Genomic DNA, 13,837 nt, shown 5'->3' with positions numbered 1-13,837 from the left:
ACGTGAGGGAGTAGACCATGACGTTTCTGGTGACCGGCAGTTCCGGCCATCTCGGCGAAGCGCTGGTCCGCACGCTGCAGGCGGGCGGGCGCAACGTCCTCGGCATCGACATCCTGCCCGGCGCCTTCACGCATCGGGTCGGCTCGATCGCCGATCGCGACTTCGTGCGCCGATCGATGCGGGACATCGCAACCGTGTTGCACGCGGCGACCTTGCACAAGCCGCATGTGGCGACCCACGGCCGCCAGGCCTTCGTCGACGTCAACATCACCGGCACGCTGAACCTGCTGGAAGAGGCAGCCGCCGCCGGCGTCGGAGCCTTCATCTACACCAGCACCACGAGCGTGTTCGGCGACGCGTTGATCCCGCCGGCCGGCGAACCCGCGGCCTGGGTGACCGAAAGCGTCGCGCCGGTGCCGAAGAACATCTATGGTGCGACCAAGGCTGCGGCCGAAGATCTTTGCCAACTGTTCGCGCGCAACCATTCCCTGCCCGCAATCATATTGCGGGTCTCGCGCTTCTTTCCCGAAGCGGACGACAATGCCGAGGTGCGCGCGGCCTACGCCGATGCCAATGCCAAGGTGAACGAATTCCTCTACCGCCGCATCGACATCGAGGATGTGGTGGACGCGCATCTGAAAGCAGCAATCCACGCGCCTTCGGCGCGATTTGCAAAATACGTCGTCAGCGCGACCTCGCCATTCACGCCTGAGGACCTGGCGGGGCTACGCCGGCATGCGCCGGTGGTCGTGAGACGTCATGTGCCGGACTATGAGCGGGAATATCAACGCCGCGGCTGGACCATGTTCGACGAGATCGACCGGGTCTATGTCAACGACAGAGCGCGGGCGGAGCTTGGCTGGCGACCGCGCCATGACTTCCGATCGATCGTAACGCGTCTTGCGGCCGATGAGGATTTCCGCAGTCCGCTGACGCAGGCGATCGGCAGCAAGGGCTATCATGACCGCAGTTTTGCCGACGGTCCTTTCCCGGTCGGACACGGACCGGCCTAGGCTGCACGAGGCGTGCCGGACTGGACCCATCGGAGGCGATGTGCTAACGAATGAGCACACACCCTCTACACGTTTTGGAATGAAACGCCGCCCAATTCCGGGCGGCGTTTTTGTTTTGCGAGTTCAGCACGTCTCGGCGCCGGCCAGACCGCGCCGCTCCGAAAGCGTGCTCAGTTCCTCGGCAAGCCGCCGCTCGATGTAACACCGCTCATGATCGGCGAGCTTGGTGGTGAGCAGCTTGCGGTAACGCCGCACATTGGCCTCGCGGGAAAAGCGCGCACGTTGCGATAGCCTCAAGGGGCCGACGCGGCTCTCGCCCGCGGCAAGGCCGCCGCCTCCTGTCGACGCACCGTGCGCGCAGACGTCGCCACGACGTATGATCCGCATCGCAGCACCGCCGCGCGGCCGCGGCGGGTCGTCCTCCTGATCGAGCTGCCGCAAGGCGCCGAGAATGTCGGGCAGCCGCAGCGGCCGGGCGCTCCCGGGTATCTTGCGCAGGGACGGCTGATCCTCGACCGCATACATGTCGGACGCCCACGATGACAGGATCAGCCGTTTCTCGGCGGTCGAAAGCCTGCCGTCGCCGAGCACCGCCGCGGGGGAATCATAATGCGACACGGGATGAAACGCGGCATCGCCGACGTTGATCGAAACACTGCGTTCGCTCATGTCGTTTCTCCTGGTACCACTCCTTCGTAGGAACAATTGTTGGATAGGGAAGGCGGCCGCCCGGCTGCCTCCCCTGAACGACGGATCAAGCCGTCTGGATCGGAATCTGCCTGACCGCGCGGGCGGCTTGCTCGGCTTTCGGCATGGTCACGGTGAGGACGCCGTTCTTGAATTCGGCCTTGGCCTTGTCTTCCTGCACATCCTCGAGCGGAATCCGCCGTTCGAACGCGCCATAATAGCGCTCGGTGAAGAAGCGCCCTTCCCCATTGCGCTCGGTCTTCTTCTCGCCGCGGATCGAGAGCACGCCGTTGGCGATCTCGACATTGACGTCCTTCTCCGACAGGCCCGGCAACTCGGCCGAGATCGTCACGGTGTCGTTGGTCTCGCGCAGCTCGACCTTGGGCCAGCCGAACTGGCCTTCCATCAGGGACGGACCGAGCCCGCCGAAAGAGCCGATGCCGCGGAAGGCGTCGTCGAACAGACGGTTCACCTCGCGATGCAATGCGAGAAACGGATCAAAGGTGTCCCGCGACGCCAGTTGCTGCGGCCGGGACCACGGAATCAGGTCGCGAATAGCCATAGGGATATCTCCTCCTTGCATGGGATCAGCGCGCGCGGGGGCTCAACGCCCCGCGCGCCGGCCACGCCCAGTTTCAGGCAGCTTTCTTCTGCTCGATCTTCTCGACCGGGCCGGTACCGATCGCGATCCGCCGCGGCTTCATGGCTTCGGGGATTTCTCGCACCAGCTCGATCCGCAGCCGGCCGTTGTCAAAGGAGGCGTTCGTCACCTGCACATAGTCGGCGAGGTTGAACTGCCGCTTGAATGGCCGCGCGGAGATACCCTGATAGAGATATTCACGCCCCTCCTTGTCGGCCTTGCGGCCTTCCACCGTCAGCACATTCTGTTCTGCAGTGATCGCGAGTTCGTCCGGGCCGAAGCCCGCGAGCGCCAGCGAGATCTGGTAGCGGTCTTCGCTGAGCCGCTCGATGTTGTAAGGTGGATAGTTGTCGTCGACCGCGCGCTGCGTCTCGTCGAGCAGGCCAAGGAGACGATCAAAGCCAATGCTCGAGCGCCAGAGCGGCGTGAAATCGTAAGTCCTCATAGCCAAGTCCTCCTAAGAGCAAGATGGATACGAAGGAGCGCAAGGCCGGTGCTGGACCCGCTCGGTACAGAAACCGGTCCTGCGCCCAGGCAGTCCGCCGGGCCCGACAGGGCACCCGGCGCCGCTTGCGGCGGCAACAAGCGAGTTAGAAAAACGGAAGACGAATTCAAGGGGGCATCAGAAAATTTTCGGGACCCTCAAGGCGCCCGCTGGCGGGACCGAAAATTTCACGGCACAGGCTCGACCGATTGCGGACCCCCTCTTGACCGAGCCTGGACATTTTCCCAGCTAAATCGCCGCCAGAATCCGATTGAACCTGTTCGAGGGGGTTGACGATGCAGCTGCTGCGTTGGGTCCGGCCGTTGGCAATCGCGCCGGCTATCGTGTTGTGCCTACTGGCGGCTCCGGCCGGAGCCCAGATCCCCGACCTCAAGCTCGGGCGGGTGCCGACCCTGGCCCCGCTCGTCAAGGAGGTCACGCCCGCGGTGGTCAACATCTCGGTCGAGGGCCGCCTTCGCGAAGACAATCCGCTCTATCACGACCCCCTCTTTCGCGAATTCTTCGACGTGCCGAAGCAGGTCGAGAAGCAGTTCAGCGCAACCGGCTCCGGCGTCATCGTCGATGCCCAGCGCGGCTATGTGATGACCGCCAACCACGTCGTCGAGCATGTCACGACAGTCCAGATCCGGACCAAGGACGGCCGAAAATTTGCCGCGCGCCTGGTCGGCCGCGATCCTGCCACCGACATCGCCCTGCTCCAGATCCGCGATCCCGTCGATCTGAAAGCGATTGCGCTTGGCGACAGCGATGCGCTGGAGGTCGGGGATTTCGTGATCGCGGTCGGCAATCCCTTCGGCCTTGGCCAGACTGTCACCTCGGGCCTGGTCAGCGCGCTAGGGCGCACCGGTCTCGGCAAGCAGGGCTATGAGGATTTCATCCAGACAGATGCTGCGATCAATCCCGGCAATTCCGGCGGCGCGCTGATCAACCTGCGCGGCGAGCTGGTCGGTATCAACACCGCGATCATCTCGCCGGGCGGCGGCAATGTCGGGATCGGCTTTGCCGTGCCGATCAACATGGCGCGACGGGTGATGGAGCAACTGGTGCAGAGCGGTCGGGTCGAGCGCGGCCGTATCGGCGTGACGCTGCTGGACCTCGATACGCCCGGCAACGGCCGTGTTCACGGCGCGCAGATCGCCGACGTCAGCGCCGGCTCTCCGGCGGAACGCGCCGGCCTGCGCAAGGGCGATATCATCGTCAAGGCCAACGACGTGCCGGTGCGCAGCGCCACTCAGGTGCGCAACCTGATCGGGCTGACGCCGGTCGGCCAGCGCGTCCGCCTCACATTCGAGCGCGATCGCACCCTGGGCAATGCGGTGGTCGAGGTGGCTCCCGTTCCGGAGGAGCGGGCGCGCGTGCGAACGTCAGGCTGAGAGCTGCGGATTCAACCTTCAGTCCCGCTACCGGCAACGCTCACGACGTGGGGTAGATTTTTACCGCACATCAAGCATGCAACGAGACGCCGATACGTCCATAAAGACCTGTTAAGTGCCCCGCTGCTTAGTGCGCCCGTGCGGAGGTATTGAAATGCGGGGTGACGGTCTGGCTTTCAGTTTGCCACGCTGGCGCGCGACGCGCTGGCTGGCAGATCCGGGATATCCGGTGTCATCCGACATTCGCCTCGCATTGATCGGCGAGCTCTATGGCTGCTGGTCTGTTTTCGCCGGTGGCGTCATCAACACCGTCGCGGTCGCTGCTGCGCTTGCACTTCGCACGCCCACGGTTCTCTTCATCACCTGGTTACTGATGGAAGTCGTGATCTGCCTCTCGCGGCTGATCGTGATGATGATCGCCTATCGCAGGGCGCGCGAGCAGCGCGCGACTCCGACCGATATCCACATCCTGCTGTCGGTTGCATGGAGCGCCAGCGTCGGTTTCGGTGTCGGCATCAGCCTGGCGTCCGGCGACTGGATCGCAGCGTCACTCGCCTGCATTTCATCGGCGGCCATGGTCGGCGGGATCTGCTTCCGCAATTTCAGCGCGCCCCACCTCGCGGGAACGATGATCCTGTGCAGCATCGGCCCGGTGATCCCGGGCGTCGCCATCTCCCATGAGCCGCTGCTGTTCGTGATGTATCTGCAGATGCCGGTGTACTTCCTCGCCATGACCGGCGCGGCCTTCCGGCTGAACAAGATGCTGGTGGCCGTCATGCATTCCAAACGCGAGAGCGACGAGCTGGCGCGGCTCGACGCGCTGACGGGCCTGCGCAACCGCGCCGGATTGATCGACGCGCTGCAAAGCAGGCTCAATGGCAAAGCCTCTGGACATCAGAGCTTCGCCGTCCTCTATCTCGATCTCGATGGCTTCAAGCCGGTCAACGACACCTTTGGTCATGCCGCGGGTGATGAATTGCTGAAGATCGTCGCCGCAACGCTGCGGGACACCGTCTCTCCGACCGACGTCATCGCGCGGATCGGGGGCGACGAGTTCGTCGTGCTCGCCGGCGACCCGGCGATCGATCATGCATTGGCACTCGGCGAGCGCATCATTTCCGTCATGACGGCACCCGTGGAACTGCCGGACGGCGCGCACGTCCACATCGGAATGAGCATCGGCATTGCCGCTTCGCCCGATCATGGCACCGACCCGGAGGCCCTGCTGTCTGCAGCAGACGCCGCGCTCTACGAAGCGAAATCGAGCGGAAAGTCATGCTGGAGATTGGCCTCCGCCGAGGCCAATCTCGCAGCCCTGCGCAAGTTCGCCGGCAGCAATCAGGCTACTGCCACGGCTCTGTCCGCAGCCTGACATATCGGCATGGAGCAGCACGATCCGGAAAAGTGGAAACCGGCTTTCGGACGCGCACGCGAACTCGGGGGGAATGGAGCGGCGCTCACGTTGCTGTCGCGAGCCATTCGTCCAAACCAGTTGGACCGAGGCGGGCCGACCCAAGCGGGACCAGCGAACGATCATCGATCGCAGCTCCATAATACTGCGCATCGGGGTCAGCAACGACCGGCCGGGCGTCCCCCGCCGCTTTCAAGCGGCGCGCGATGAACGTGTTGAAGGGGGCTTTTTCCGGACCAGCGATATCGATCGTAGCGTTCAGTGGAGCGCCTGTTGCAACGCTGGCAAGCGCGCTCACGACGTCATCAGCAGCAATCGGCTGAAAAGAGGCCGTCGGAACCACGACCTTGCCGTCGACGACGCCCGCATCGGCGATCGCGCTCAGGAATTCGAAGAACTGCGTGGCGCGGACGATCGTGTATGGCACGCCGGACGACTTGATCACCTGCTCCTGGGCGAGCTTGGCATGGAAATAGCTGTTGCCGGGTGCACGGTCGGTCCCGACGATCGACAATGCAACATGATGCTTGACCCCAGCGACGGCCTCTGCGGCGACCAGATTGCGGCTCGATGTCTGAAAGAAGTCGAGCACCGCGGCGGGCTCCCAGCTCGGAGCGTTGGAAACATCGACGACGACCTCGGCGCCGGCGAGCGCCTCGGCAAGGCCCTCCCCTGTCACGCTGTTGACACCTGTCCGCGGAGAAGCGGCGAGAGCGTCATGCCCTCGCTGCTTGAGTACGGCGACCAACTTCGATCCGATCAGGCCCGAGCCGCCAATCATGACGATCTTCATGACATACTCTCCTGTTCAGCCAACGATCTTGAGCGGGAACCTCTCGTAAACCTCCAAGAATGCCATGCGAGTAGCTTGACGAACCACAGCGCGGAGACCGCGAAGCGCCGCTCTGACGTGTCGCGATCGAGCGTGCGCAGCTTCTGATCCTAACGCGGCAATTCCGCCAGCGCAGCGAGGATGCGCGCCCAGGAGCGGATGCCCTTGTGGTAGCTCTTCAGATCATATTTCTCGTTGGGCGAATGAATGTTGTCGTCATCGAGACCGAAGCCGACCAGCAGCGAGTCGAGGCCGAGCGTCTTCTTGAAGTCGGCCACGATCGGGATCGACGCGCCGGAGCCGATCAACAGCGCCTCCTTGCCCCATTCGTCGGTGAGTGCCTGCTTAGCAGCAGCAAGCGGCTTCATGTTCCAGTCGAGCGCGATCGCAGGGCCTGCCGAATGGTCGCCGAACTCGACCGAGCAATCGCCGGGAATGCGCGCCGAGACGAAATCGCGAAACGCCTTGCGGATCTTGGCCGGGTCCTGCCCTTCGACAAGGCGGAAGGAGACCTTCGCAGACGCATGCGCCGGGATGACGGTTTTGGAGCCCTCGCCGATATAGCCACCCCAGATGCCGTTGATGTCGCAGGTCGGACGCGAGGAGATCTGCTCGATCAGGAGCCGATCTTTTTCGCCGGCCGGAATCGACAAGCCGATCGGCTTCAGAAACGTCTCCGGCGTCAAGTTGAGGCTCTTCCACTGCTCCAGCACCGCAGGCGGCAGATCCTTCACGCCATCATAGAAGCCTGGAATGGTGATGCGGCCATTCTCATCGAACAGCCGTCCCAGCACCTCGGTCAGCACCCGGATCGGATTGCGCGCACCGCCGCCGAACACGCCGGAATGCAGGTCGCGATTGGCGGCCTTGATCTTGACCTCCTCGTAGAGCAGACCGCGCAGCGCAACGGTGATCGCGGGCGTGTTCGGATCCCACATGCCGGTGTCGCAGACCAGCACGCAGTCGGCCTTGAATTCATCCTTGTTGGCCTCGAGCCACGGCACGAAGTTCTTCGAACCGACCTCCTCCTCGCCCTCGATCAGGACGGTGATGTCGAGCGGCAGCGAGCCGGTGACGGTTTTCCAGGCTCGGCACGCTTCGATGAAGGTCATCAATTGACCTTTGTCGTCCTCGGCGCCGCGCGCGACGATGATCTTGCGACCATCGGCATGATCGGTCACGACCGGCTCGAACGGCGGACGGTGCCACAAGTCGAGCGGATCGACCGGCTGCACGTCATAGTGGCCATAGAACAGCACGTGCGGCCTTGAAGCACCGTGCCCGTTGCTCTTGCCGACGACGGCAGGATGTCCCGCGGTCGGCCGCACTTCGCTGGCAAAACCGAGCGTGGCCAAATCCTTGGCAAGATGATCGGCCGCCGCCTTGCAGTCCGCGGCAAAGGCCGGATCGGCGGAGATCGACTTGATCCGGATCAGCGCAAACAGCCGCTCCAGACTGTTGTCGAAATCGGCGTCGATACGATCGAGGACGGACTGAAGCTGCGCGCTGGCCATGATCGCCAATTCCTTCAAGCTGATTGCTGCGCCGGTTTTAACCCCGTTGTCCCCGGCGAGCTAGCCGCCTCCTGCAGGGGCGGATGCAGGATATGCCAGACCAGCGCGCCGGCCATGACGGCGGTTGCGGCAAGATTGTTGCCCCATGCCTGGATATCTTTCGGGAATGGCGGCAACGACAGCAGCAGCAGGATGCCCGAGAGCGCCAGCGCAAGCCATGTCCACAGACGCACCCGCGGCCGGGAGTCATAGGCTGCACGATGCATCAGGATCGTCATCGGAAAGAACAGCCATATGAAATAATATTGCCGCGCAAGCGGCGAGGCCACCGTCATCAGGCAGAACAGGATTCCAAGCTCCTCGGCGTCGGAGCGCGGCGTCCGCCGTTTCTGCGCAGGCATCACCGCCAGGAAGCCCAATCCCAGCGCGAGCGAGACCGCGAGCACCACGAGGTTTGCTTCCTGGAACGAGATGTCGACGACGTTCATCGTGCGCACCGGCTTGGACGGATCGTCCTGGTTGTAGTTCACCGGACGCGTCAGACGATGCGTGACCGCGATGATCGACTGATTGACCCAGGACCAGTTCTGCTCGTCACGCTGGCCAAACCCCTTCTCGGAACTGGTGCCGACCATGCCTCGATACCAGGTCTTCAGCTCCGCCACGTTGTGCTGGAAGCCGCGCACCGGCGCCGGCACCACGAACAGGAACACCAATGTGAACACGATCATGCTGACCGCGGCCCACCATTGCCGGCGCCAGACGAGGTACGGCAAGACGGCGACCGGGAACACCTTGATGGCGGTTGCAAGCGCAAACATGCTGCCGCCGAGCCACGGCCGCGCATGCTGCAGGAGCCAGAAGCCGTAGAGCATCAACGCCAACAGCATGAGGTTGGGCTGCCCGAGATCGAACATGTCGAACACGAAGCTGATCGTCACGAAGCCGGGCAGAAAATAGAGCCATTGATTGGGCTCCCTGCCCGAACCGGTCATGGCGTGAGAGAGCTGCGCCGTGATCCACCACGCCACCACATTGAGCAGCCCCAGACAGGTGTAGAGCACCACCTTGCCGAACCAGGCAGGGATCGCCAGCAGCACGGCCGGGAACGGCGGATAGAGGAAGGCGAAATAGTCGGCGAGGTTATGCGGATACAGGTCCTGGCCCAGGAGTACCTGCTGTCCGGCCCAATACCAGAGCGGATAGTCCTTGGTTTTGCCGTTGCCCCACAGCTCCGGGACCAGCACGTCACCGATCAGCAGCACACAGCAGATCAAGAAGAGGATATCGACCGGCGCGCGCAACGACGGCCATCGCAACCTAGGCATTGGTTCGGACATCAGCAGGTCACGCGATCAGCAAACATGTTCATCATCATCGTCGCAACAACCCACCGAGCGCGCCACGTACCAGGGAGCGGCCGATCGAGCCGCCAAGGGAGCCGCCGACCTGCTTGCCGAGATCAGCCGCCACGCCGCCGACCACCTTGTCGGTGACCGAGCGCGTGATATTCCGCGCCATCAACTGGCCCGTCGAAAGCCGGCCGCGCTTGACGTTGGTGCCGAAGATCGCAGCGGCGATGTCGCCGATCCTGCCGAGCACACTGCCGGATGAGCCTTCTGCGGTGGCCGCGGTGCCCGCAATCCGCTTCTGCAGCATCTCATAGGCCGACTCCGCATCGATCGCGGTGTCATATTTGCCCTTCACCGGGCTCGCATCCATGATCGCCTTGCGTTCCTCCGGCGTGACCGGTCCGATCCGCGCCGACGGCGGCCTGATCAACACCCGCTCGACCATCGCCGGCGTGCCGTTGCCTTCGAGAAACGACACCAGCGCTTCGCCCTTACCGAGTTCCATGATCACCTTGGCGGTGTCGAGCTTCGGATTGGGCCGGAACGTCTCGGCAGCCGCAGCGACGGCCTTCTGATCGCGCGGCGTGAACGCGCGCAAGGCGTGCTGCACGCGATTGCCCAATTGGCCGAGCACGCGATCGGGGACGTCGAGCGGGTTCTGCGTCACGAAATAGACGCCGACGCCTTTGGAGCGGATCAGCCGCACCACCTGCTCGATCTTGTCCATCAGCGCCTTCGGCGCGTCGTTGAACAACAGATGCGCTTCATCGAAAAAGAACACGAGTTTCGGCTTGGCGAGATCGCCGACTTCCGGCAGTTCCTCGAACAATTCCGAGAGCATCCACAGCAGGAAGGTCGCGTAGAGCCTCGGGTTCTGCAACAGCTTGTCCGCGACCAGGATGTTGATCATGCCGCGCCCGTCCCGGTCGGTGCGCATGAAGTCCTGCAGGGACAGAGCTGGTTCGCCAAAAAATTTGGTGCCGCCCTGGTTTTCCAGCACGAGCAATTGGCGCTGGATCGTTCCGACGGTTGCGCGCGTCACATTGCCGAACGACTGTGCGGCCTTGCGGATCGGCGCCAACGGATCCTCCTCGGCATCGGCGCTCTTCTTGGCCACCTCGGGAATGATGGCATCGAGCAGCGCACGCAGGTCCTTCATATCGATCAGCGTCAGCCCATTGTCGTCGGCGACGCGGAAGGCGACGTTGAGCACGCCCTCCTGCACATCGTTCAAGTCGAGCATGCGCGCCAGCAGTAACGGTCCCATCTCGGTGACGGTGGCGCGCACCGGATGCCCCTGCTCGCCGAACACGTCCCAAAATACCGTCGCGAACTGGTCGGGCTGATATGTCAGGCCCAGTTCGCTCGCGCGCTTGAGGATGAAATCCTTGCCCTCACCGACCTCGGCAATGCCCGACAGATCCCCCTTAATGTCGGCAGCAAATACCGGAACGCCGGCGCGCGCAAAGCCCTCGGCCATCACCTGCAGCGTCACCGTCTTGCCGGTGCCGGTCGCACCGGTCACAAGACCGTGGCGATTGGAAAGCGCAAGCGTCAACCAGGCCGGCTGTTCTCCTTTGCCGACGAGAATTTTGTCCTCGGTATCGGCCGAGGATGTTCCGGAGAATGCCATTACGACAGGTCTTTCGCTCGTTTTCGTCTTAAGTTGGCGGTCTGCAATCGGCCCGGCGTCATACTTGCTTGGTCTTGGCTCTATCTTGGCTCTGCTGGAACCGCAGCCGCCTCGTATCCGCTCTATCAGCCCGTTGCAGTCAACAGAAATGCGATAGGAGCAGATATTACGCTGCCAATCCGCAAATTTCACACGCCGTCTTGCATCGCTGCAACACTTTTGCCGCGATCGCGAATCTGCGCGCGTCGGCGTGTGCTCATGACTTGTCTTTCACCGGTCGCCCGATCAAGATAAATCCTCAAGGACAAGTCCGGTCTTGGGGGGCCGGATCGAGGACGGGGCAAGATGGACGAATTAAGTGAGCTGCTGGCTGCAAAGGCTGGCATCGGTAGAGCTTTGGCTGAAAATGCCATCGGCATCATACTTGACTTTCTTCGCACCGGGTTGATGGCGCAAGATTTCTACATCCAAGATCTCTGCCGCGCTGGGATCTGCATCCGCACAGGTGAACTTTTCAAGCTCTGCAGCGACACAATCGAAGTCGATCGAATGGGCGCGATCGTCGCAAGACACCGGGCCTGACCCATCTCGCCTGAAGCACTTTCGCACCCATTGAAGATCATGACATACCCAATTTCCGAAATCGAAGGCATGATGGCCTTTGCCGCGTCCAAACTGAAGGCGCTTGGCATCCGGACCACCGACGCGCTGCTTGAAGCCGCTCGCACCTCAAAAGGCCGCAAGACGCTCGCCGCCCAGACCGGCATCACCGAGCAGCAGTTGCTCGATTGGGCAAATGTGGCCGACTACATGCGAATTCCGGGCATGGGCAAAGCGAAGGTCGGCCTCGTGCGTGCCGCCGGCGTCACCACGGTGCGCGAACTGGCTCACCGCAACCCGGCTCGCCTCGCCCAAAATATCAAGGAGGTGAACACCAGGCGCAAGCTGGTGCGCATCCTGCCTTCGGAGAAATCGGTCGGGCACATGATCGAGCAGGCACGCAAGCTGGAACCGAAGATCAGCTATTGACGGCATCGGCGCCCTTGCGCGCGTGCAGTGCATCATCTTGACTCCGTCGCCGCGACCGCGCAAAGCGTCGCCATGAATGCGCCAGCGCCAAAATCCCGCCTGAGCCCAGCTTCGGCTGTGCATCCGCTGCTGCGCGAATGGGTCGCAAGACCCTACCCGGCCGTGATGGGCATTCTCAATGTCACACCCGACTCGTTCTCGGACGGCGGCCGATTCAATGCACCGGAACGCGCGATCGCACAGGCCAGGCGTATGATCGCCGAGGGTGCCGACATCATCGATATCGGCGCCGAATCCACCCGTCCCTATACCGGGGCGACGCCCGTGTCGGCTGATGAGGAACTGGCGCGGCTGAGGCCTGTTCTTGCTGATGTCGTGGCGCTCGGTGTACCCGTCTCGATCGACAGCATGAAGGCCGAGGTCGTCGCGTTTGCGTTGGAGCAAGGCGCAGCGATCGCCAATGATGTCTGGGGGCTGCAGCGCGATGCGGAGATGGCCAAGGTCGTGGCTGCACACAACGCGCCGGTGGTCGTCATGCACAACCGCCTCTCGATCGATCCCGCAATTGACATCGTGCAGGACGTGCTGGATTTCTTTGCCCGCTCGCTGGACATCGCCGCGAAGGCCGGCATTCCCGACGGCAACATCGTGCTCGATCCCGGCATCGGCTTCGGAAAGACGACGGAGCAGAGCATGACGATGCTGGCGCGACTCGGCGAGCTTTCGTGCTTCGGCCTGCCGCTCCTGGTCGGCGCGTCGCGCAAGCGCTTCATCGGCTCCGTCGTGCCCTCGGAGCCGAGCGAACGGCTGGGCGGTTCGATTGCGGCGCATCTGATTGCCGCCGAGCGCGGCGCCAAGATCATCAGGGCCCATGACGTGGCCGAAACCGTGCAAGCCTTGCGCGTGGCCGCAGCGATCGAGGCGCAAAAAGGATGAGCGGCACCATCTTCATCAAGGGAATTCTGATTCATGCCCGCCATGGCATGTTGGAGCACGAAAGCGAGGTCGGCCAGCGCTTCGTGATCGATCTCGAACTCGATACCGACCTGTCCGAATCCTCGCGCTCCGACCGTCTCGCCGACACGGTGAACTATTCCAACGTGGTGGCCACCGCGACATCAGCCTTCAAGGACACTAGCTACAAGCTGCTGGAGCGCGCGGCCGGCGCGGTCGCCGATGCGATCCTAGCGGCTTTCCCGCGGATCCGCGCCGTGAAGGTCACGGTGCACAAGCCGCACGCGCCGATCGCCGCGATCTTCGAGGATGTGGGCGTTGTCCTGACGCGCTCGCGCGACTGATGGCGAGCGCGCTGATCGCCCTCGGCGGCAATGTCGGCGATGTCCGCACCACGTTTGAACGCGCCATCGCGGAAATCTGCCGCCCTGCTCAGTCAACGCTCGCAGCGCGATCCGCCGATTACTTGACGCCGCCCTGGGGTGAGACGCAGCAGCCGCCCTTCATCAATGCCTGTATCGCGATCGAGACGCAGCTCGATCCGCACGCTCTGCTCGCCGCCCTGCACGAGGTCGAGCGGATGTTTGGCCGCGACCGCGCGCACGAGAGCCGCTGGGGACCGCGGACGCTCGACCTCGACCTGATCGCCTATGACGATCTCGCGATCGACACGCCCCAGCTGACCCTGCCGCACCCTCGCCTGTTCGAGCGCGGTTTCGTGCTGGTGCCGCTGGCCGAGATCGCACCGGAGCGGCTGATCGCAGGCCGCCGCATCAAGGAGGCGTTGGCGCATGTCCCGTGCGACGGAATCGAGCGTCTGCCCCCTCTCGAACGATAGGTCCAAAGCCGAAACAACCGTTTGGCTTGGCCGTTCCGACGTGGCATTTTGCGGCC

15 protein-coding genes are annotated in these 13,837 nt (G+C 63.2%); 8 read left to right on the top strand and 7 right to left on the bottom strand.

Annotated elements, in window-relative coordinates:
* Positions 1-17 precede the first annotated feature (17 nt).
* Positions 18-1,013 carry an NAD(P)-dependent oxidoreductase gene (locus tag QX034_RS24190; protein WP_315706128.1) on the top strand — a complete coding sequence of 332 codons (996 nt, stop codon included), beginning with the start codon at positions 18-20 and terminating at the stop codon, positions 1,011-1,013.
* A 123-nt stretch (positions 1,014-1,136) separates the two neighbouring features.
* On the opposite strand, the gene QX034_RS24185 is transcribed toward QX034_RS24190, so the two are convergent.
* The 3 genes from QX034_RS24185 to QX034_RS24175 all read right to left on the bottom strand — a co-directional run bounded on the left by QX034_RS24185 (position 1,137) and on the right by QX034_RS24175 (position 2,785).
* Entirely contained in the window at positions 1,137-1,682 is a 546-nt protein-coding gene (locus QX034_RS24185; RefSeq protein ID WP_315728563.1) for a hypothetical protein, read from the bottom strand.
* 85 nt (positions 1,683-1,767) lie between these two features.
* A complete protein-coding gene (locus tag QX034_RS24180) occupies positions 1,768-2,262 on the bottom strand; it encodes an Hsp20/alpha crystallin family protein (RefSeq protein ID WP_316195888.1) in 495 nt (164 codons plus the stop codon).
* 73 nt (positions 2,263-2,335) lie between these two features.
* Positions 2,336-2,785, bottom strand: a complete 450-nt coding sequence (locus QX034_RS24175; RefSeq protein ID WP_316195887.1) for an Hsp20 family protein — start codon at positions 2,783-2,785, stop codon at positions 2,336-2,338.
* Positions 2,786-3,120: 335 nt separating this feature from the next.
* Between QX034_RS24175 and QX034_RS24170 the strand changes: the two genes are divergently transcribed.
* Complete coding sequence (locus tag QX034_RS24170; protein ID WP_315706132.1) at positions 3,121-4,218, top strand: trypsin-like peptidase domain-containing protein; 1,098 nt, start codon at positions 3,121-3,123, stop codon at positions 4,216-4,218.
* Between the two features lie 154 nt (positions 4,219-4,372).
* Positions 4,373-5,590 (top strand): GGDEF domain-containing protein, encoded by a 1,218-nt coding sequence (locus tag QX034_RS24165; RefSeq protein WP_315706133.1) that lies wholly within the window; start codon positions 4,373-4,375, stop codon positions 5,588-5,590.
* Between the two features lie 85 nt (positions 5,591-5,675).
* On the opposite strand, the gene QX034_RS24160 is transcribed toward QX034_RS24165, so the two are convergent.
* The 4 genes from QX034_RS24160 to QX034_RS24145 form a co-directional block, all read right to left on the bottom strand.
* Positions 5,676-6,422, bottom strand: a complete 747-nt coding sequence (locus tag QX034_RS24160; protein WP_315741468.1) for an SDR family oxidoreductase — start codon at positions 6,420-6,422, stop codon at positions 5,676-5,678.
* Positions 6,423-6,571: 149 nt separating this feature from the next.
* Positions 6,572-7,975 carry a M20/M25/M40 family metallo-hydrolase gene (locus QX034_RS24155; RefSeq protein ID WP_315762130.1) on the bottom strand — a complete coding sequence of 468 codons (1,404 nt, stop codon included), beginning with the start codon at positions 7,973-7,975 and terminating at the stop codon, positions 6,572-6,574.
* Positions 7,976-7,989: 14 nt separating this feature from the next.
* Positions 7,990-9,315, bottom strand: a complete 1,326-nt coding sequence (locus QX034_RS24150; RefSeq protein ID WP_315762132.1) for a glycosyltransferase family 87 protein — start codon at positions 9,313-9,315, stop codon at positions 7,990-7,992.
* 34 nt (positions 9,316-9,349) lie between these two features.
* Positions 9,350-10,960: a helicase HerA-like domain-containing protein gene (locus QX034_RS24145; RefSeq protein ID WP_316195884.1), complete on the bottom strand. Its 1,611-nt coding sequence runs from the start codon at positions 10,958-10,960 to the stop codon at positions 9,350-9,352.
* A 345-nt stretch (positions 10,961-11,305) separates the two neighbouring features.
* On the opposite strand from QX034_RS24145, the gene QX034_RS24140 reads away from it, so the two are divergent.
* From QX034_RS24140 to folK, 5 genes are all read left to right on the top strand, one after another.
* On the top strand, positions 11,306-11,542 hold the full coding sequence (locus tag QX034_RS24140) for a hypothetical protein (RefSeq protein WP_316195882.1): 237 nt from the start codon (positions 11,306-11,308) through the stop codon (positions 11,540-11,542).
* 39 nt (positions 11,543-11,581) lie between these two features.
* Positions 11,582-11,989 carry a DUF4332 domain-containing protein gene (locus tag QX034_RS24135; protein ID WP_316195880.1) on the top strand — a complete coding sequence of 136 codons (408 nt, stop codon included), beginning with the start codon at positions 11,582-11,584 and terminating at the stop codon, positions 11,987-11,989.
* Positions 11,990-12,061: 72 nt separating this feature from the next.
* A complete protein-coding gene (gene folP, locus QX034_RS24130) occupies positions 12,062-12,925 on the top strand; it encodes a dihydropteroate synthase (RefSeq protein WP_316195878.1) in 864 nt (287 codons plus the stop codon).
* Entirely contained in the window at positions 12,922-13,287 is a 366-nt protein-coding gene (gene folB / locus QX034_RS24125; RefSeq protein ID WP_315706140.1) for a dihydroneopterin aldolase, read from the top strand. The genes folP and folB overlap by 4 nt, the downstream gene beginning before the upstream one ends.
* The gene (folK, locus tag QX034_RS24120; protein ID WP_316185029.1) at positions 13,287-13,781 is read left to right on the top strand and encodes a 2-amino-4-hydroxy-6-hydroxymethyldihydropteridine diphosphokinase; all 495 of its coding nucleotides are present in this window, start codon (positions 13,287-13,289) and stop codon (positions 13,779-13,781) included. Before folB ends, folK begins: the two co-directional genes overlap by 1 nt.
* Positions 13,782-13,837: the final 56 nt, after the last annotated feature.

This window comes from Bradyrhizobium sp. SZCCHNR3119, from assembly GCF_032487775.1.
Classification (GTDB): Bacteria; Pseudomonadota; Alphaproteobacteria; order Rhizobiales; family Xanthobacteraceae; genus Bradyrhizobium.
This window is presented reverse-complemented; position numbering and strand designations above follow the sequence as displayed.